Annotated in this window: 14 protein-coding genes; 3 read left to right on the top strand and 11 right to left on the bottom strand. The window is 73.6% G+C overall.

From position 1 onward, the window contains the following. Window positions 1–122 precede the first annotated feature (122 nt). Together purH and purN are read right to left on the bottom strand one after the other, a co-directional pair. The gene (purH, locus tag ACZ6TD_RS27285) at window positions 123–1,688 is read right to left on the bottom strand and encodes a bifunctional phosphoribosylaminoimidazolecarboxamide formyltransferase/IMP cyclohydrolase (protein ID WP_471342355.1); all 1,566 of its coding nucleotides are present in this window, start codon (window positions 1,686–1,688) and stop codon (window positions 123–125) included. After that, window positions 1,685–2,341: a phosphoribosylglycinamide formyltransferase gene (gene purN / locus ACZ6TD_RS27280; protein ID WP_137978374.1), complete on the bottom strand. Its 657-nt coding sequence runs from the start codon at window positions 2,339–2,341 to the stop codon at window positions 1,685–1,687. Before purN ends, purH begins: the two co-directional genes overlap by 4 nt. Before the next feature lie 401 nt (window positions 2,342–2,742). Here purN and ACZ6TD_RS27275 point away from each other — a divergent pair, with 401 nt between their 5' ends. After that, window positions 2,743–3,573 carry a hypothetical protein gene (locus tag ACZ6TD_RS27275; RefSeq protein ID WP_471342352.1) on the top strand — a complete coding sequence of 277 codons (831 nt, stop codon included), beginning with the start codon at window positions 2,743–2,745 and terminating at the stop codon, window positions 3,571–3,573. 41 nt (window positions 3,574–3,614) lie between these two features. Here the strand turns inward: ACZ6TD_RS27275 and ACZ6TD_RS27270 are convergent, their stop codons facing one another. The 8 genes from ACZ6TD_RS27270 to ACZ6TD_RS27235 all read right to left on the bottom strand — a co-directional run bounded on the left by ACZ6TD_RS27270 (window position 3,615) and on the right by ACZ6TD_RS27235 (window position 15,749). Further along, a complete protein-coding gene (locus ACZ6TD_RS27270; protein ID WP_471342350.1) occupies window positions 3,615–5,483 on the bottom strand; it encodes a cell division protein PerM in 1,869 nt (622 codons plus the stop codon). 208 nt (window positions 5,484–5,691) lie between these two features. Beyond that, complete coding sequence (sucD, locus tag ACZ6TD_RS27265; protein WP_020870608.1) at window positions 5,692–6,576, bottom strand: succinate--CoA ligase subunit alpha; 885 nt, start codon at window positions 6,574–6,576, stop codon at window positions 5,692–5,694. A 21-nt stretch (window positions 6,577–6,597) separates the two neighbouring features. After that, window positions 6,598–7,770 (bottom strand): ADP-forming succinate--CoA ligase subunit beta, encoded by a 1,173-nt coding sequence (gene sucC / locus ACZ6TD_RS27260; RefSeq protein WP_471342347.1) that lies wholly within the window; start codon window positions 7,768–7,770, stop codon window positions 6,598–6,600. A 347-nt stretch (window positions 7,771–8,117) separates the two neighbouring features. Then, window positions 8,118–9,581: a hypothetical protein gene (locus ACZ6TD_RS27255; protein WP_471342346.1), complete on the bottom strand. Its 1,464-nt coding sequence runs from the start codon at window positions 9,579–9,581 to the stop codon at window positions 8,118–8,120. A gap of 98 nt (window positions 9,582–9,679) precedes the next feature. Further along, window positions 9,680–10,585, bottom strand: coding sequence for a hypothetical protein (locus ACZ6TD_RS27250; RefSeq protein ID WP_471342343.1), 906 nt, complete (start codon window positions 10,583–10,585; stop codon window positions 9,680–9,682). Window positions 10,586–10,753: 168 nt separating this feature from the next. Then, the gene (locus ACZ6TD_RS27245; RefSeq protein ID WP_471342341.1) at window positions 10,754–12,067 is read right to left on the bottom strand and encodes a VWA domain-containing protein; all 1,314 of its coding nucleotides are present in this window, start codon (window positions 12,065–12,067) and stop codon (window positions 10,754–10,756) included. Further along, the gene (locus ACZ6TD_RS27240; RefSeq protein WP_471342339.1) at window positions 12,064–14,607 is read right to left on the bottom strand and encodes a DUF5682 family protein; all 2,544 of its coding nucleotides are present in this window, start codon (window positions 14,605–14,607) and stop codon (window positions 12,064–12,066) included. The genes ACZ6TD_RS27245 and ACZ6TD_RS27240 overlap by 4 nt, the downstream gene beginning before the upstream one ends. Continuing rightward, entirely contained in the window at window positions 14,604–15,749 is a 1,146-nt protein-coding gene (locus ACZ6TD_RS27235; RefSeq protein ID WP_471342337.1) for an ATP-binding protein, read from the bottom strand. Before ACZ6TD_RS27235 ends, ACZ6TD_RS27240 begins: the two co-directional genes overlap by 4 nt. Before the next feature lie 137 nt (window positions 15,750–15,886). Here ACZ6TD_RS27235 and ACZ6TD_RS27230 point away from each other — a divergent pair, with 137 nt between their 5' ends. After that, window positions 15,887–17,353, top strand: coding sequence for an SWIM zinc finger family protein (locus tag ACZ6TD_RS27230; protein WP_471342336.1), 1,467 nt, complete (start codon window positions 15,887–15,889; stop codon window positions 17,351–17,353). Beyond that, complete coding sequence (locus tag ACZ6TD_RS27225) at window positions 17,350–19,077, top strand: DUF5691 domain-containing protein (RefSeq protein WP_471342334.1); 1,728 nt, start codon at window positions 17,350–17,352, stop codon at window positions 19,075–19,077. The genes ACZ6TD_RS27230 and ACZ6TD_RS27225 overlap by 4 nt, the downstream gene beginning before the upstream one ends. A gap of 381 nt (window positions 19,078–19,458) precedes the next feature. On the opposite strand, the gene ACZ6TD_RS27220 is transcribed toward ACZ6TD_RS27225, so the two are convergent. Next, a complete protein-coding gene (locus tag ACZ6TD_RS27220; protein WP_471342333.1) occupies window positions 19,459–19,869 on the bottom strand; it encodes a cobalamin B12-binding domain-containing protein in 411 nt (136 codons plus the stop codon). Window positions 19,870–20,039 lie beyond the last annotated feature (170 nt).

The raw sequence follows: 20,039 nt of genomic DNA, 5'->3' as shown, positions 1-20,039 counted from the left end.
CAATCAGGGGCCGGTCGGGACCGGACCGGCGAAGGCCGCACCCCGTGGTCCGGTCGGGGTACGGCCTCCTGTGCTCGCTCAGCGGTCGCCCGGTGCCCGCCCGCTGGTCACTCGGTACTCGCTCAGTGGAAGAAGTGGCGCGTGCCCGTGAAGTACATGGTCACACCCGCCTTCTGGGCGGCCTCCACGACCGCCTCGTCACGGACCGAACCGCCCGGCTGCACCACGGCCCTCACGCCCGCCTCGGCCAGCACCTCGAAGCCGTCCGGGAACGGGAAGAAGGCGTCGGAGGCGGCGTACGAACCGGCGGCCCGCTCGGCACCGGCCCGCTCGACGGCCAGCTTCGCCGAGTCCACGCGGTTGACCTGGCCCATGCCGACGCCGACCGTGGCGCCGTCCTTGGCGAGCAGGATCGCGTTGGACTTCACCGCGCGGCAGGAGCGCCAGGCGAAGGCCAGCTCGGCGAGGCCGTCGGCGTCCAGCGCCTCGCCCGTGGCGAGGGTCCAGTTGGCCGGGTCGTCGCCCTCGGCCTGGAGGCGGTCCTTGACCTGGACGAGCGTGCCGCCCTCGATGGGGCGCCGCTCGGCGGCCGCCACCGGCGACTCCGCGCAGCGCAGCACCCGGATGTTCTTCTTACGGGCGAGCGCCTCGACCGCGCCGTCCTCGTACGCCGGGGCGACGATCACCTCGGTGAAGATCTCGGCGACCTGCTCGGCCATGGCGACGGACACCGGGCGGTTGACGGCGATCACCCCGCCGAAGGCCGACAGCGGGTCGCAGGCGTGCGCCTTACGGTGCGCTTCGGCGACATCCGCCCCGACCGCGATCCCGCACGGGTTGGCGTGCTTGATGATCGCGACACAGGGCTCGGTGTGGTCGTACGCGGCCCGGCGGGCGGCCTCGGTGTCCGTGTAGTTGTTGAACGACATCTCCTTGCCGTGCAGCTGCTCGGCCTCCGCGAGCCCCTTACCGCTGCCATCGGTGTAGAGGGCGGCGGGCTGATGCGGGTTCTCGCCGTAGCGCAGCACGTTCTTACGGGTGATGGTGGCGCCCAGGAAGTCCGGGAAGGAGGAGTCGTCCGCCGCCGCGTAGTCGGCCGCGAACCAGTTGGCCACCGCCACGTCGTAGGCGGCGGTGTGCTGGAACGCCTCGGCCGCCAGCCGCTTGCGCCGGTCCAGGTCGAAACCGCCCTCCGCGGCGGCCTTAAGGACGTCGTCGTACCGCTCGGGGTTGACGACCACGGCCACGGACGGGTGATTCTTGGCGGCGGCCCGGACCATGGAGGGGCCGCCGATGTCGATCTGCTCGACGCACTCGTCGGGCGCGGCGCCCGAGGCGACCGTCTCGCGGAACGGGTAGAGGTTGACCACGACCAGCTCGAAGGGCTCCACGCCCAGCTCCCGGAGCTGCTCACGGTGGGAGTCGAGCCGCTGGTCGGCCAGGATGCCCGCGTGGACGCGCGGGTGCAGCGTCTTGACGCGGCCGTCGAGACACTCGGGGAAGCCGGTCAGCTCCTCGACCTTGGTGACCGGGACCCCGGCGGCGGCGATCTTCGCGGCCGTCGAGCCGGTCGAGACGAGCTGGACACCCGCCGCGTGCAGCCCTCGGGCCAGCTCCTCGAGACCCGTCTTGTCGTAGACGCTGACCAGCGCGCGGCGGATGGGCCGCTTGGTACCTTCGGCGGTCACGGGATCCTTACCTTTCGTCCCTCTATGCGGTAGCCGTGACGGGCCAGACGCCCCACGACCTCGACGAGCAGCGAGCGCTCGACTTCCTTGATCCGCTCATGGAGAGCGGACTCGTCGTCCTCGTCCCGGACCTCGACCACGCCCTGGGCGATGATCGGGCCGGTGTCGACGCCGTCGTCGACGAAGTGGACGGTGCATCCGGTCACCTTCACGCCGTGCGCGAGCGCGTCGCGCACGCCATGGGCGCCGGGAAAGCTGGGGAGCAGCGCGGGATGGGTGTTGACGCAGCGGCCGCCGAACCGGGCGAGGAACTCCTGGCCCAGGATCTTCATGAACCCGGCCGAGACGACCAGGTCCGGCTCGTGGGCGGCGGTGGCCTCCGCCAGGGCCGCGTCCCACTCGGCGCGGCCGGCGTGGTCCTTGACCCGGCACACGAACGTGGGGATCCCGGCGCGCTCGGCGCGCGCCAGGCCCTCGATGCCGTCGCGGTCGGCGCCCACGGCCACCACCTCGGCGCCGTAGCGGGCCACGCCCTCGGCGGCGATGGCGTCGAGCAGCGCCTGGAGATTCGTACCGGAGCCGGAGACGAGGACGACGAGGCGGACCGGGCGCCCGGGGCGCGCAGGGCTGGCGGGGGAAGGCGGGGAGGCCACGGCGGGGCTCTTTCTCGCGGGCGGTGCTGCCGTTTGTGTGGTCGTACAAGGTCGCGGACTCATCAATTCCGGGGAACTCTACGAAGCCGCCGACCGTCAGCAACGATACCGGCACACGAAGCGGCCCCCAGGGGACGGGGGCAGGCACGGGAGGTAGCGTCTGGACTGCGAATGCAACTGACGCCACTGACGCCGTGGGAACGACCGCCGCGCCCGCGCCCCGAGCCGTACGGCACCGGCCGTACCCGCGCCGTACGGCACCAGGCCGTACCCGCCCCGGCGTGCAGGACGACGACACAAGGGGAAGACACACTCCACATGCCGGACCGACGCCGCCGAGCGGCTCATCGCCTCACTCCGCCCCCCGCCCAGGCCCGGGGGCGGCGATGAGGCGCGCCCGCATGTCGCGTACGACGCCGCTGCTCCGGGAGCAGCAGTCGTCGTCCTCCTCGTCCTCGTCCGCCCCCGGCGGGCGGAACGGGGAGCAGCACGAGGACAATCCGTTCGCCCCACCGCCCGAGGGCAGGCCGGACCAGCCCTGGCGGCCCCGGCACCGGCCGGACGGCTCCGGCGGGGAGAGCGGCGAGGGCCGCCCGGGGGCCCAGGACGGACAGGACGGCCAGAACGACCAGGACGGTCAGCAGCCGCAACAGCCCCCGGCCTGGGGCAGCCAGTGGAGCAGCCGCCAGCCCGGCCGCCAGAGCGGCGGCTACGGCGTCGGCCCGGGCTCCAACCGCCCCTCCGGCCCCGGCGGGTCCGGCGGTCCGCGCTGGGACCCCAACGACCCGGCGCAGCGGCGCGCCCGGTACGCGCTGCTGTCGGGCATGTGGGCGTTCTTCTTCGCGCTCTTCAGCCTGCCGCAGATCGCGCTGCTGCTCGGGGTGCTGGCCCTGTACTGGGGCATCAGCTCGCTGCGGGCCAAGCCGCGCCGTACGGCGCCCTCCCCGGCCGCGGCCGCGCCCCTGAACGCCCCGCCCCCGCCTCCTGGCGCCACCCCGGCGGCGCTGCCCGCGCCCGGCAGCGGCCCCGCGAAGCCGCAGGCGACGGCGGCGATCAGCGGTCTGGTGACGGGCGGGCTCGCGCTCGCGATCGTCGCGGCGACGTTCAGCTTCCAGGTCGTCTACAGCGACTACTACACCTGCGTGGACGACGCCCTTACGCAGACCTCGCGCCACGACTGCGAAACCCTGCTCCCCGAGCAGCTTCGCCCCCTGCTGAGCACGCAGGACTGACGGCGCCGAGCTCGCACGGCCGAGAGCTCGCGCCGACCGCCTTACGGTTCGCGGCGGGCGTCGTCCGGCAGCGGCGAGGGCTCCGTGCGCGGGGGGTTCGGGGCGGTCTTGCCCTCGGTGGGCGGCTGCGGATGCGGCTCGGGGGTACGCTTCCGGCTCAGCGCCCAGCGGCGCGGGCGGGCCGCCCCGGTGGCGCCAGGGGTGCCCGCGGGCGTCGCGAGCCCTGCCATCGTGCCCACACCGGTTTCGCGTTCCGTCTCCCGCGCCGTCTCCGCACCGGCGCCGGGAGCCGCCTTACGGTCCCGCTTGCGGTCGGCGCCCGGCGCCCCGGGGCGCAGCCACTGCCACCACGGCTCGGCCATCGCCTCGCGCACCTCGGCGGACTCCATGGGCGACACCGTGGGCAGCACCGCCGCCCGCGCCTCCGCCTCGGCCGCGGCCCGCGCCGCGCGGGCGGCCTTGGCCTCCGTACGGGCCTTCCTGGCCGCCGTACGGGCTTGTGCGCGGGCCGTACGGCGCTCCGCCCGCATCGCCTTCCACTCCGGCCAGGAGGCCCTGGTGGGGACGCACAGCCGGTACCAGCGCAGCACCATCGCGCCGGGCACGCCGATCACTCCCGTCCAGGCCAGCGTGATCATGCCCGTACGCCACCAGCTCGGGCCGAGGTCGGCGAGGATACCGATGCCCAGCGGGCCGCCCGAGACCCCGGCCAGCAGCGCCATCGCGGCCGCGCAGCCGACTGCCGCCAACGCGGCGAGCACGAACGTCTCGGCCCAGCCCCAGGGCGGCCTGGGCTCGCCCTTGCCGGGCCGCCGCACCGCCGCGATCCCGATGAACCAGGCCACCGACACCCCGGCCGCGATCCCCGTGAACCAGACCAGCGGCCCGCCGGAGCCGTCCGTGGGCAGCGCGGCGACCAGGGGGAAGTGCGGCAGTTGGGGGTAGGAGGTGATGCCCAGCGGCGCGACCACACTGCCGCCGCCGGCCGTGAACCCCGCCCCGACCCCGTAGGCGGCGCCCCAGACGATCGCGTTCGGCAGCAGCGCCAGGCTCACCAGGAGCACCGCGAACCGTCCCGACCACACATCGCTGAGGTTGAGGAACGTCACCTGCACGGCGCCCGCGTGGCTCAGCACCGACGTCGCCGTAAGGAGCGCACCGCAGCCGAGCAGGACGACGAGACCGCTGGCCCCGGCCCGTAGCGCGGCGGTCAGCCGACGGCGCCGGCACCAGCTCCGCGCGGCCAGGGAGGCGGCCGTCCTCACGGTCCATGCGGCGCCGGGGAGCCGCCGCAGCCTCTCGCTCACACGTCCGGGCAGGCGGAGCGGGAACCGTCCGTCGGCCGTCCACACGCCGACGGCGGCGATGGCCCCGGCGACGACCGGCAGACGCAGCAGCGCGCTGAGCGGGTCGACGTGCAGGGGCCCGGTCGAGGCGTACACCACGGCAGCGGTGCCCACCAGCAGATAGCCGCCGGTGACCCAGGTGAAGGCGGTGCGCGGATCGACGACGGACTCCTCGGGCACCCACTGCCCCTCGCCCTCGTCGGGCTCCGCCTGGTAGACGGCGTGCTGGGCGGCCCGGTAGAGCAGCCAGCAGGGCACCACGCTGAGCAGCAGCGGGGTGAGTCCGACGGGCGCGGTGTGGCCGGAGAGCGTCTCGGTGCGCACGAGGTGGGCGCCATGGCCGAGCAGCCACAGGTCGGCCGCCACGTGCAGGGCTCCGTCGGGGCTGCTCTCGGGGGACGAGGAAGTGATCCACAGCAGCAGTACGACCACGGCGAGCGTGCCGAGGCCCAGCCCCGCGGCGACCACACCGCCGAGGAACGCCTCCCTGATGGCGGAGGAGCGCCGGGGCGCCGAGCGGTCGCGTGCGGACACCGACGGGCTGCGATCGGTCGTTTGCGTCACGTGACCATGCTGCCAATAACAGCCGTTTCATCCCTACATCAAGGGTTTGGTCGCCGTGTCGCGGCTAGTCCGCTTATGCGTCTTTTATGGCGTGATGGGACGGATAGGTGGCTTGCCGCGTTCCGCCCGGGTATCCGTCGCCCGGGAACGCCGCGGGCCCGCACCACCGTGGGGTGGTGCGGGCCCGCGACATGGAGCCGTGGCGGCGTCAGCCGGCCAGCGCGGCGCGCGCCAGGCGCGCGGTCTCGGACGGGGTCTTGCCGACCTTCACGCCCGCGGCCTCGAGGGCCTCCTTCTTCGCCTGAGCGGTGCCGGAGGAGCCGGAGACGATGGCACCCGCGTGGCCCATCGTCTTGCCCTCGGGGGCGGTGAAGCCCGCCACATAGCCGACGACCGGCTTGGTGACGTTGGCCTTGATGAAGTCCGCGGCCCGCTCCTCGGCGTCACCGCCGATCTCGCCGATCATCACGATCAGGTCGGTGTCGGGGTCGGCCTCGAAGGCGGCGAGGGCGTCGATGTGGGTGGTGCCGATGATCGGGTCACCGCCGATGCCCACGCAGGACGAGAAGCCGATGTCCCGCAGCTCGTACATCATCTGGTAGGTGAGCGTGCCGGACTTCGACACCAGACCGATCCGGCCGGGCTTGGTGATGTCGGCCGGGATGATGCCCGCGTTCGACTGACCCGGCGTGATCAGACCCGGGCAGTTCGGGCCGATGATGCGCGTCTTGTTGCCCTTCTTGCCCGCGTAGGCCCAGAAGTTGGCGGTGTCGTGGACCGCGATGCCCTCGGTGATCACGACGGCGAGCGGAATCTCGGCGTCGATCGCCTCGATGACCGCGCTCTTGGTGAACTTCTCCGGGACGAAGATGACCGTGACATCGGCGCCGGTGGCGTCGATGGCCTCCTTGACGGAGCCGAAGACCGGGATCTCGGTGCCGTCGAAGTCCACGGTGGTGCCGGCCTTGCGCGGGTTCACGCCGCCGACGATGTTGGTGCCCGAGGCAAGCATCCGACGGGTGTGCTTCTGCCCCTCGGACCCGGTCATCCCCTGGACGATGACCTTGCTTTCCTTGGTGAGGAAGATAGCCATGGTTTCTGGTGACCTCGTCCCTTACTTCGCAGCCAGCTCGGCGGCACGCTCGGCCGCGCCGTCCATGGTGTCCACCTGCTGAACAAGCGGGTGGTTGGCGTCGGTGAGGATCTTGCGACCCAGCTCCGCGTTGTTGCCGTCGAGGCGCACGACCAGCGGCTTGCTGACGTCCTCGCCCTTGGACTTCAGCAGCTCCAGCGCCTGGACGATGCCGTTGGCGACCGCGTCACAGGCGGTGATGCCGCCGAAGACGTTGACGAAGACCGACTTGACGTCCGGGTCGCCGAGGATGATCTCGAGACCGTTGGCCATCACCTCGGCGGAGGCGCCACCGCCGATGTCGAGGAAGTTGGCGGGCTTCACACCGCCGTGGGTCTCGCCCGCGTAGGCGACGACGTCGAGGGTGGACATGACCAGACCCGCGCCGTTGCCGATGATGCCGACCTCACCGTCGAGCTTGACGTAGTTGAGGCCCTTGGCCTTGGCGGCCGCCTCGAGCGGGTTGGCCGCGGCCTTGTCCTCGAGCGCCTCGTGCTCCGGCTGCCGGAAGGCGGCGTTCTCGTCCAGGGAGACCTTGCCGTCCAGCGCGATGACCTTGCCGTCTTCGGTCTTGACCAGCGGGTTGACCTCGACGAGCAGGGCGTCTTCCTTGATGAAGACGGTCCACAGCTTCTGCAGGACCTCGACGACCTGGTCCGCGATCTCGGCCGGGAACTTCGCGGCGGCGACGATCTCGGCGGCCTTCTCCTGGGTCACGCCCTCGATGGCGTCCACCGGGATCTTGGCGAGCGCCTCGGGGTTCTGCTCCGCGACGACCTCGATCTCCACGCCGCCCTCGACGGAGGCCATGGCGAGGAAGGTGCGGTTGGTGCGGTCCAGCAGGAAGGAGACGTAGTACTCCTCCTTGATGTCCGCGGTCTCGGCGAGCATCACCTTGTGGACCGTGTGGCCCTTGATGTCCATGCCCAGGATCTGGCCGGCCTTCTCGACGGCGTCATCCGGGTCGGAGGCCAGCTTGACGCCGCCCGCCTTACCGCGGCCGCCCGTCTTGACCTGCGCCTTGACGACCGCGCGGCCGCCCAGTCGCTCGGCCACCTCGCGCGCCGCCCCAGGCGTGTCGATGACTTCACCGGCCAGCACCGGTACACCGTGCTTGGCGAAGAGGTCCTTCGCCTGGTATTCGAACAGGTCCACGCGCGTCCGTCCCTTTTCCATGGATTTCGCGGTCGTTATCAGCGCGGGCGTGCCGCGGGGGCAGCGTGAGGACGCGATCTATAACGAGGGCGGCACACGTTCGCCGGGTACGCGGCATGTCCGTCTCGCAGGTTATCTCCGTGGGCCGTGCGGCCCTAAATCGCAGATCACACTGGAGCGGTGATTACGGTCACAGATCGCGACCGTTTCCATCTATCTCCGTACGACAACCGGGCAGCCCCCTCCCCAACGAGGGCTGCCCGGTCGATGACGCTTGCCTTACGGTTTTACGGTTTTGCAGTCTGCATGGCCTTCACGGCCTGACTGTCTGACGCCCGCCGGAGCGATCAGACGGTCGGGAGCGTGCCCGGAACGGTCGGGAGCGTGCCCGGAACGGTCGGCAGCTGGACCGGGACGGAGGGCAGGTCCGCCGGAACCTGCGGGAGCTCGGCGGGGACCTGCGGGAGGTCGGCCGGAACGGTCGGCAGCTGCGGCAGGTCGGTCGGCAGCTGCGGCAGGTCGGTGGGGAGCTGCGGCAGGTCGGCCGGGACGGTCGGCAGGTCCGCGGGGAGCTGCGGCAGGTCGGCCGGGAGCTGCGGGAGGTCGGCAGGGAGCTGCGGCAGGTCAGCCGGCAGCACCGGGAGGGCCGGGATGTTGGCGACGTCGGTCAGGTCGGTGGGCACCGCCGGGAGCAGGCTCAGCGCACCGTCCTTGGCGTTCCCCACGGTGGTCTGGGCGTTCGCGGCCACGCCCGTGGCCAGGCCGTGGGCGAACGGCACGGTGGTGCCCGCCACGTCCTGCGCGAACGGAACGGCGGTGGACGGCACGCTCACCACGACCGGCACCAGGCGGTCGACGGTGTCCTGAGCGGCCGGAACCACGTTGGAGGCGGTGCCCAGCGCGAAGCCCTCGGCGCTGCCGGTCACGACGTCCGCGTACGGGGTGGTGCGGGCCACGGCGTCGTCGGCCAGCGCACCGGTGTCACCCACGGTCCGCTCGGCGACCGGGACGACCTTGACCACGAGGCGGTGCACGGCGGGCGGCAGCACGTCCGAGGCCACACCGTCGACGACCGGCTTGGTGGTGCCGACGACACCCTGGACCTTGCCGGTCAGCTCCTCCGGGCGGATGCCGGCGCCGGAGAGGGAGGCGAGCAGGTCATTGGCCGAGCCCGGGGCGGAGGGCAGCTTCGGGGTGGCGGGGAGCTCGGTGGGCAGCTGGCCCGTGACGCCGTCGACGTTCGGCAGCGAGCCGGTGGGCAGCGTGGAGGTGTCGGGCAGGGCCGGCAGCGAGCCGAGGCCGGGCACGACGCCGGGGACCTCACCGGTGGGCAGGTCGAGGTCGGTGGTCTTCTTGACGGTCTTCTCGACGCCCTTGACCGCCTTGTGGGCCTTCTTGACGACCTTGTCCGGCTTGCCGGCGACGTCGCCGGTCAGGCCGTCGGTGGTGTGCTCGACGGTCTTGGTGACGTCCGAGACCCGCGGCAGGTTCTCGGCGCCGGGGACGCGGTCCCGCACGGGGGCGGTGACGCCGTCCACGGTGGAGGCGGCGCCGTCCACGGTCTTCTTCGCGGTGTCGGTCACCTTGGAGGTGTCGGCCACGCCGCCGGTCACACCGTCGACCGTCTTGGTCACCGAGTCGGTCGACACGGTCTTGTTCACCGTCTTGGTCACGCCGTCCACGGTGCTGGTGACGCCGTCGGTGGAGGGAACGGCCGGGTTCTCGGCGGCGTTGGCGGCGGCCGAGCCGAGGGCCCAGATACCGGTGGCGGCAGCGGCTACGAGGATGGAGCGGCGAAGGTTGTTGCGCATGGTGGAGGAAGTCCTTCGAAAGTCAAGAGAGGTTTCGGACGGGCAGACCTGACCCGCCCCCGCGCGGCAGGTCTCAACAGACGGGGGTGAGGTCTGCCCTAGCCGGGGAATTCGAGGACTTCGTTGAACCGCTCGCGCGTCGGCGCCGAGCTCTCCGCGCGGACCGTACCGGGCTTCAGCCCGAAGGACGGCACGCCGGACGGCGGAAGAGCGGCCTGGGTGTTCCCACCACGGGAAGCGCCGCTGTCGCCGGTGTACTGGGAGGTGGCCCCGAGCGGGGACCGCGGAAGGGGCAGCGGCGCCGGGGCGCCACCGTCCGGACCGGTGCCGGAGGCCGCCACCTGGACGACGGGCCCGTGCCCGTCGTGGGAGACGGCCGCGTCGTGGTGCGCGAGGACGGCCTGGGCGTGTGCCCCGGGCCCCATCGGCTCCGGCGCCGCGGGCGCCGCCTTGTGCACGGTCACCGGCTCGGCCTCGGCCGCGTGGTGCTCGGCGGCCGGGCCGTGGTTCGCGGGCACGCCATCGGAGCCCACGCCGATCGCGTCACCGATGCCGAGGTCGGGCAGGCACACCGGCAGCTCGCCGCCGGCGGTGCCGCCGATCAGGTCGTCTATCGGCTTGGTGATCTTCTGCGCCTGCTGCTCGATCGGCTCCTGGATGGGCCGCACGGTCTCCCGTACGACGTCCTGGGCCTTGTGCGTGGTGCGCGACACCACCGGCGGTGCGTGCCGCTCGACCTGCTGCCGCGCCCGCTCGACACCCGAAGGATCGAGCAGCCGGGAGCCGCCGGAGCTGTCGGCCGAGGCGCCGGTGGCCTCGGTCTGCTCGCTCGACACGCCGACGGCAGCGCCCTGATCGCTCCGCTCGGCGGCGTGAGCGCTGCCGCCGAAGAGGAACGCCAGGGCCAGGAAGCCACCGAGGAAGAGCGCCGCCAGCAGCGCCCGCCGCGCGGCCACCGTGCGCGGCAGGCGCACGGCGACAGGCATGACGGACGTGACAGACACGAGCGGGGCCTTCCCTGAGTACGAGGCGTACGACGGGCACATAAGCGTGCCGATGTGGCGTGTGGGCCGCCGGAACAGGACGACATCGCCAACCGGATGGCTGGATTCATGTCCTGGGCGACGAGGATGATCCTTGCACGACCCACAGGGGTCGGCGCAAGCCCCGGATCACTGATGCATCGCCATGTCCGGTATAGGCAGTTGGCGTCGTTCGATGGCCGCGGCCATCACGTCCGGGAAGAGATCGGGGGTGCAGGCGAAGGCGGGCGCGCCCAGCGCGGCGAGCGCCGCCGCGTGCTCGCGGTCGTAGCTCGGCGCCCCCTCGTCGGACAGCGCGAGCAGCGCCACGAACTGCACCCCGGACGCCTTCATCGCGGCGACCCGGCCCAGCATCTCCTCGCGGATGCCGCCCTCGTAGAGGTCGCTGATGAGGACGACGACGGTGTCGGCGGGCCGGGTGATCCGCGACTGGCAGTAGGCCAGCGCGCGGTTGATGTCGGTGCCGCCGCCGAGTTGGGTGCCGAAGAGGACGTCCACCGGATCGTCGAGCTGCTCGGTCAGGTCGACCACGGAGGTGTCGAAGACGACCAGCCGGGTGGCGAGGGAGCGCATCGAGGCGAGCACGGCGCCGAAGACCGAGGCGTAGACCACGGACGCGGCCATCGACCCCGATTGGTCGACGCACAGCACCACGTCCTTCCTCACCCCGCGGGCCGCCCGGCCGTATCCGATGAGCCGCTCGGGGACGACCGTCCGGTGGTCGGGCAGGTAGTTCTTGAGGTTGGCCCGGATGGTGCGGTCCCAGTCGATGTCCCGGTGGCGCGGGCGGCTGATCCGGGCCGAGCGGTCGAGCGCTCCGGTGAGGGTGGCGCGGGTGCGGGTGGCCAGCCGCTTCTCCAGGTCCTCGACGACCTTACGGACGACGGCCCGAGCGGTGTTCTTGGTCGTCTCCGGCATGGCCTTGTTGAGCGACAGCAGCGTGCCCACGAGATGGACGTCCGCCTCCACGGCCTCCAGCATCTCCGGCTCCAGCAGCAGGGCGGACAGCCCCAGCCGGTCGATGGCGTCACGCTGCATGACCTGGACCACGGAGGTGGGGAAGTACGTACGGATGTCGCCGAGCCAGCGGGCCACTTGGGGTGCGGAGCCGCCGAGCCCACCGGAGCGCGCGCCGCTTCCGGCCCCCTGGGAGCCGCCGCTGCGCCCGGCCGCCGTGCCGCTGGCGCCTGCGCCGTCGCCGCCTCCGGAGCCGTAGAGGGCCTCGAGCGTGCGGTCCATGGCGGCGTCGGCCCCGCTGAGCGAGCAACCGGTGCCGTCGGCGCCCTGGCCGCCGAGCACCAGCCGCCAGCGCCGCAGCCGTTCCTGGTCGGTCCGGGGGTGGGCGTGATCGCTTTGGAGGCTGTCGTGATGGGGAGCGGGGTCGCGGTGGGGGTCGGCATCGCCGTGGGGGTCGGCATCGACGTGCGGGGCACCGTGCGTCATCGGGCTGCCTCCATGGTGTCGTTGGCGTGCGGGGCGGGATCGAGGCCCAGCAGCAGCCGCACCGTCGGTACGACGGCCGCCGCACGGTCCGGGTCCAGCCCGGGGCCGAAGCCGGGTGCGGCGGGGGCGCCTTGGCCGCCGGTGGGCCCGTCGGCCGCGGTGCCCCGGCGGACCAGCTCGCCCAGGGTGCGGCGCACGCCCGTGTCGTACGCGGAGAAGGTGCGCCGCAGCAGGGGCAGGACGTCGGTGAACGCCTCGGCGGGAACGGAGATCAGCCAGCGGTCGACCAGGCCGAGCAGCCGCTCGTCGTGGACGAGCAGCATGCCGCCGCCCGCACCGCCACCGATGAACCCCTCGATCCATGAGGCCGCTTCGGGCGGCTGGGTGCCGGGCGAAAGCGCGAGCCCCATCAGCCGGGCCGCCTCGTCCTCGGCGAGCCGGCCGTCGTCCAGCAGCAGCCGCGCGGCGCGGCCCCGGATGAGGCCGGGAGTGGCGGGGATACCGTCCCGCCGGGCGAGGTTGCGCAGCATGGCCGCCCAGCGGGACCGCAGACCGTCGGCGGCGCGGGGCTCGGCTGGCCGCGTCTCCGTTGTCGACATGTCTGTTGTCGACATGTCGGTCCGCGGCTGCGTCGCGGTCTCTGCCCCGGCCGTCTCTGTTTCCGACAGCAGGGCGATCGCCCGGTGCACGGCCTCCATATGGCGGCACATCTCCGCGGCGCCGTCGGCGTCGAGGCCGGCGCAGGCGGGCGGCAGGCCGACCAGGATCCGCTCGGCCAGCCCGACCGCCACCTCGCCGAGCGCGGCGGTGTCAGTACCCCGTACGTCCCCGTAGCGCACCGAGCGCACCAGGGCGGGCAGGGCCTGGGCGAGATGGCCGACGTCCGCGTCGAGCGCGGCCCGGTCGGCGAGCGAGCGCATCACGACGGGGAGGGCCCCGGAGAGCCCGGCGAGCAGACAGCGCTCGGCCAGCTCGGTCACCTCGGCGAGCCCCTTGGCGCTCCGGGCCTCGGTCTCCGCCTTGGCCGTGGCCGCCGACAGCACCGTGGTGCCCCACACCCCCGCCTCGGCGACCCGCACCGCCAGCTCCGGCTCCCACCGCAGCCGCCAGGTCTCCCTGAAGGTGCCGGTGCTGCCCCGGGAGACGGCCGGGGTGCCCCAGCCGACCCCGAGCAGCCGCAGCCGGTGCAGCAGACGGCTGCGTCCCGCGTCGGTCTCCTTGCGCAGGTCCAGCTCCAGCTCGCGCTCCAGTGCCTCGGGCTTGAGCCGCAGCGAGCGCTGGGTGCGCGTCAGGTCGCGCTGGAGCGGCACCGCCGGAGCCGACTCGGGGACTTCGCCCAGGATGTCGCCGACCACGAGCCGGTCCCGCACGAGCGCGATCGGCACATCGGAGCCGTCGCACATCACCGCCCTGACGGCGTCGAGGGTCTCGGCGAGCCCGGCGAGCGGGCGTCCGCGCATGGCGGCCAGGGTTTCGGCGAGCCTTACGGCCTCGATGACATGGGCCGAGGACACCGCGAAGTCCTCGGCCCGCAGCAGCCCGGCGACCTTGGTGAGCCAGCGCTCGACCGGCCGGTCCGGGGCCTGGAAGAGATGGTCGTACCAGCCGGGCGAGGTGATGCCCGCCCCGTATCCGCTGTGCCGGGCCAGCCGCCGGTGCGTCCACGGCACCCAGCTGATCTCGGTCTTGACCTTGGGCAGCCCCTTGAGGAGCTTCCGGTCGGCGGTCGCGGTGGTCCGCTCCGCCAGCGCCGGTACGTGCCAGGCGCCGCAGACGACCGCGACCTCGTCCCCGAACTCCCGCCGCGCCTCGCGCAGCCGCAGCCGCATATGGGCCTCGCGCACGGCGTCGTCCTCGTGCCCGCCGTGCCCGTACTCGGCGCGCAGCGCCTCCATGGCCTCCGCCACGGCCCCGAACGCCTCCGCGCCACCGGTGCCGCGGTGCTCGATGACGTCCTCCCACCAGCGCTCCGGGTCGTCGTATCCGGCCACCTCGGAGAGGACGGCCAGCGGATCGACGCGCATCCGCGCCGCCTGGTCGCCGGGGTCGGCTTGGTCGTCCAGGTCGGCTTGGTCGGACAGGTCGGCTTGGTCGGCTTGGTCGGCCGAATCGGCCGGGGCAGGCGGGTTCGCCGGACCGGCCGGGGCGGGCTCAGCCGCCTGGCCGGGCTCAGCCGCCGGGGTCTTCTTCGCCGCCATGGCCAGCGAGTTGGCCGCCGGGAGGTCGATGAACCGCACCGGAACCTCATGGGCCAGCGCCCACTGGATGGCCGCCCACTCCGGGGAGAACCCGGCCAGCGGCCAGAACCCGGCGCGCCCCGGATCGTCCGCGGCATGGGCGAGCAGCGCCACCGGCGGACGCATGTCCTTCTCGGCGGCGAGCCCCACGATCGCGTCCGCCTCCGGCGGCCCCTCGATCAGCACCACGCGCGGTGGACACGCCTCCAGCGCCGCCCGTACCGCCCGCGCCGACCCGGGCCCGTGGTGCCGCACACCCAGCAGCAGCGGGCCCGCGGCCGGCGCCCGTGAGGCGCCCGTCATGCGGTCACCTCTCGGCACGCGCGGTAGAAGTCCTTCCAGCCCTCGCGCTCGCGGACCACCGTCTCCAGGTACTCCTGCCAGATGACGCGGTCGGCCGCCGGGTCGCGGACGACCGCGCCCAGGATGCCCGCGGCCACATCGCCCGCCCTCAGCACGCCGTCGCCGAAGTGGGCGGCGAGCGCGAGGCCGCTCGTGACGACGGAGATGGCCTCGGCCGTGGACAGCGTGCCGGAGGGCGACTTCAGCTTCGTACGGCCGTCGCCGGTCACTCCGTCGCGCAGCTCGCGGAAGACCGTGACCACCCGGCGGATCTCCTCGACGCCCTCCGGGAGCTCCGGGAGCTCCAGCGAGCGGCCGATCTGGGCGACGCGGCGGGAGACGATGTCGACCTCGTCCTCCGGGGTCGCGGGCAGCGGCAGCACGACCGTGTTGAAGCGGCGGCGCAGGGCGCTGGAGAGTTCGTTGACCCCGCGGTCGCGGTCGTTGGCGGTCGCGATCAGATTGAAGCCGCGGACCGCCTGGACCTCCTCCCCCAGCTCCGGGATCGGCAGCGTCTTCTCGGACAGGATGGTGATCAGCGTGTCCTGCACATCGGCCGGGATGCGCGTCAGCTCCTCCACGCGCGCGGTCATGCCGTCCGCCATCGCACGCATCACCGGGCTCGGCACGAGCGCGTCCCGGCTCGGGCCGTGGGCGAGGAGCTGGGCGTAGTTCCACCCGTACCGGATGGCCTCCTCGGGCGTCCCGGCGGTGCCCTGGACCAGCAGGGTCGAGTCCCCGCTGACCGCCGCCGCCAGATGCTCCGAGACCCATGTCTTGGCGGTGCCGGGCACGCCCAGCAACAGCAGGGCGCGATCGGTGGCGAGGGTGGTGACGGCGACCTCGACGATGCGGCGCGGGCCCACGTACTTGGGTGTGATCACGGTGCCGTCGGGCAGCGTGCCGCCGAGCAGATAGGTGGCGACCGCCCACGGCGACAGCCGCCAGCGCGCGGGACGGGGGCGGTCGTCGGCCGCGGCCAGCGCGCTCAGCTCGGCGGCGAAGGCGTCCTCCGCGTGTGGACGCAGCGCTTCCGCGGCTCCGGCGGCCGCTGCCGCCCCGCTCGTATCGGTGGATTCGGTTCCGGGCACAGTGACGGTCACAGCTCCCCCACGACTCGTTCTCTCGTTCCGTTTCCGGACGCGTGAACCACACTGCACCACACCACTGACAACCGACTGCCCGTCAGCGAATGCCCAGGTCAGAGGGATTGTCAGTGGGTGCCCGTACCGTCGCAGACATGAATCCGCAGGGGGAACGCTGGACGGCGGAGCAGGTGCTGGCCCTGGCTCCTGACGTCGCGTCGCGCACGGCGGGCGGCAAGCTCGCCGCGGTCGGCACATGGTCGGGCGCGGGCGCGCACGGCCAGGCGGTGTGGGGGCTGTGCTCGGGCAGCGGCAGCAAGCCGTACCAGACGGTGGTCGATCTGAACGGGCCCGGGTATCGGTGCAGTTGCCCGAACCGGAAGTTCCCGTGCAAGCACGCGCTGGGTCTGCTGCTGCTGTGGACGTCCGGCGAGGGGGGCGTGCCCGCGGGCGGGGAGCCGCCGGAGTGGGCCGAGCAGTGGCTCGGCGGCCGGCGGGAGCGGGCCGAAAAGCTCGCCGCCGGGGCCCGGGATGGGGGCCCGGGCCCCGGCGGCGGGACGGGGGACGGCGCGGGGAAAGGGGGGAGCGGAGGCGCGGCCGATCCGGAGGCGGCGCGCCGCCGCGCCGAGCGTCGGGCCCAGCGGATCGCCGCGGGCGCCTCGGAGCTGGAGCGGCGGCTCGCCGATCTGCTCCGCGACGGTCTGGCCTCCGCCGACCGCGCCGGGTACGGGGCGTGGGACGAGACGGCCGCGCGGATGATCGACGCCCAGGCTCCGGGTCTTGAGGCGCGGGTGCGGGAGCTGGCCGCGATTCCGTCGTCCGGTCCGGGGTGGCCCGCCCGGCTGCTGGAGGAGTGCGCGCTGGCCCATCTGCTCAACCAGGGTTTTCTCCACCTGGACCGCCTCCCGGAGAAGCTGGCCGCCACCACGCGCACCCGCGTGGGCCTCACGACGCCGGTGGCCGAGCTGCTGGCCACGGAGGAGGCGATCCGGGACCGCTGGCTGGTCCTGGGCCGCCAGGACGGCACGGACGGCAGGCTGACCACGCGCAGGACCTGGCTGCGGGGCGAGCGTACGCGCCGTATGGCGCTGCTGCTCTCGTTCAGCGCCCCCGGCCAGTCCCCCGAGCTCGCGCTGCCCACCGGCCTGGTGCTCGACGCGGACCTCGCGTATTACCCGGCGGCCCGGCCGCTGCGGGCGGCGATCGGCACCCGGCACGAGGAGGTGGCGGAGGCCGCGCCTGCCGTGGCGCCTCCGGCCGCTGAGGTGGGCGAGGTGCCTGGGGCCCCCGAGGGGTGCGATGTCGAGACCGCGCTCGCGGCCTATGGGGCGGCGCTCGGGGAGGATCCGTGGCTGGACGGCTGGCCGGTGGTGCTCGCCGATGTGGTGCCGGTCCCGGGGGACGACGGATGGCAGCTGGCGGATGAGCGGAGCGGCTCGGCGCTGCCCGTCGATCCGCGCTGCGCGGGGCGCACCGATCTGTGGCGGCTGATGGCGATATCCGGCGGTGGCCCGGTCACCGTCTTCGGTGAGTGCGGCCATCGCGGCTTCTCCCCCATCACCACGTGGGATCCGACCCCCGTCTCGCTCATCGGCACAGCAGCGCAGGGAGGCACCCGTTGACCAGTACGACGTCCGTCGCGCCCAGCGCGCCCAGCGCGTCCAGCGCGTCCTGGGACGATCTCGTCGCGGCCGCGCTGCTCGGCACCGAGCGGCGTACCCCGCCCGTCGGGCCGCGCCCCGGGCAGGACATGCCGTCCGCCCTGCTGGACGCGGCCGCGCTCAGCACGGTGCGGCGGCGGGCCGGGCTGCGGCCCGCGCCCGCCCGGCCGGGGCCGGACCGGGCGCCCGAGGATCCGCGGCCGGCGCTGCCCGCGGCCGCCCGCAGCAGGCTGGCGCTGCTGCTTGCCGACCGCTCGGCGCCGGGGCGCGGCGGTTCACGCTCCGCGCCCGACCTGGCCGAGCTGCTGCCGCAGTGGCTCGCGCTGGCCAATCAGCACGGCTATCGCGTGCCGGACGCGCTGCTTCCGGCGCTGCTGGACGCGGCGCGCGCCCGCACCGATCTGCGGGCCGAGGCGCTGACGCTCGGCGGGCCGCGTGCACTGTGGCTGGCCCGGCTGAACCCTGACTGGAAGTTCGCGCTGCGGGGCGCGGCGGGCCGGGCGTCCGCATCGCTCCCGGAGCCGTCCGGGGCGGCCGCCGCCCCTGATGAGGAACAGCGGCTGTGGGAGGAGGGGCTGTTCGCCGAGCGGGTGTCGCTGCTGGCGGCGGCCCGCCACCGCGACCCGGCGGCGGGGCTGGCGCTGCTGAGCGGCACCTGGTCGACCGAGCGGGCCGAGGACCGGCTGATGTTCCTGGACTCGCTGCGTGATGATCTCTCCCCGTCCGATGAGCCGTTCCTCGAACAGGCGCTGTCCGACCGCAGCCGGAACGTCCGCGCGACCGCGGCCGAGCTGCTCTCCGCGCTCCCCGGCTCCGCCCTCGCCGCGCGCATGGCCGAGCGGTCGCGGGGCTGTGTATCGCTGACCACGGATGGGCCGACCGCCGAGGGACCGACCGACGAGGGACCGACCGACGACGGGCTGACCGCCGACGAGCTGTCGGCCGCCGAACGGACACCCCGGATAACCGTCCGCCCGCCGGACGAGTGCGACAGCGGAATGCAGCGCGACGGCATCGTGCCCAAGCCACCCTCCGGCCGGGGGGAACGGTCCTGGTGGCTGGGTCAGTTGGTGGAGGCGACGCCGCTGGACCGCTGGATCGAGTGGTTCGGCGGACGCGCTCCCGCCGAGATCGTGGCGCTGCCCGTCGCGGACGGCTGGCAGGCGGATCTGCACGCGGCCTGGTGCCGGGCCGCGGTGCGGCAGCGCAGCGCCGAGTGGTGCCGTGCGCTGCTCGGCACCCCGGCGGTCGCGCCGGTCACCGCCGGGGAGGCGGCCCCCGCCGCCTGGCGCGACCCGGCGAAGCTGCTCTCCGCGCTGCCCGCCCGGGAACGGGCGGAGTGGGTGGCCGAGTTCATCGCCTCCCACGGGCTGTCCGACGCCTTCCGGCTGCTCGGGGTGTGCGCGGTGCCCTGGGCCGAGCCCCTGGGCCGGGCCGTCGTCGACGCCCTGGACATCGCCCGCGACGCGGGCAGCTACCCCTGGAGCTTCAGCGGCGTCATGGGCCTGGCCGAGCGCTGCCTGGACCCGGCCCAGGCGGACCGCCTCGAAGTGCTGACGGCGATACCGGACGAGAGGGAGGGGGCGGCGCCGGGTGCCGGTGGCTATTGGGCGGAGGCATTCCAACGCCTGGTGGGCACCCTCCGCCTACGGGCAGCCATACGAGCCGAGCTCGCCCCGGCCTGACCCGGACCGGCCTCCGGGTCGGCGGGTGCCCCGGGCTCGGGACGTGCTCGGGGGTGCTCGGGGCTCGGAGGATGCTCGGGGCCGGTCGGGCTCGGGGCTGGTCGGCCCGGCGTCCCCAGCCGGTTCCGCGCCCAGGCGTCAGGCTCCGGGCCGAGACTCGAACACCCGCCCCCGCGGCGCTGGCGGAGCAACTGGCTCCGCCCATGGGCGCCCAGGCTCGAGATGTGCTCGGGGCCCAGTCATGCGCCGAGACCCCCGAGGGGCTCCGGCACCCCGGCCCGGCTCAGGTCCCGGGCCTTCAGGCCCGGGTCGAGAGCCGGACGACGGGCTCCAGGGTGGAGATCCGGGCGACCGGCCCCAGGACGAGGCCCGGGCGGTGGGTCAGGCGGCTACCGGGCGGACGTTTTGGCGGACCCAGTCGACGATGGCTGTCGTGGTCGCGCCCGGGGTGAAGATCTCGGCGACGCCCTGTTCCTTGAGCGGGGGGATGTCCGCCTCGGGGATGATCCCGCCGCCGAAGACCTTGATGTCCTCCGCGTCGCGCTCCCGCAGCAGCTCCAGCACCTTGGCGAACAGGGTCATATGGGCACCGGACAGGATGGACAGCCCGATCGCGTCGGCGTCCTCCTGGATCGCGGTGTCGACGATCTGCTCGGGGGTCTGGTGGAGCCCGGTGTAGATGACCTCCATGCCCGCGTCGCGCAGTGCCCGCGCGATCACCTTCGCCCCACGGTCATGGCCGTCCAGCCCCGGCTTGGCCACCACCACACGGATCGGACCGGTCACACCCATCGCAGCCTCCAAGCCGTCGCACCCTCACCCATATCGACGTGAACGAACGTTATCCCCAGCATCTCCTACCCGGCAGTTTCGCGGCGTGCGGCGAGGGGGAAATCACACGATGGGACACGTTCGCTGAAGGCCGCACCCGTACCCGCATCCGCATCCGCATCCGCGCACAC

This window comes from Streptomyces yongxingensis (assembly GCF_055597465.1).
The sequence above is the reverse complement of the archived record's forward strand: the minus strand, read 5'-3'. Positions and strand labels throughout refer to the sequence as shown.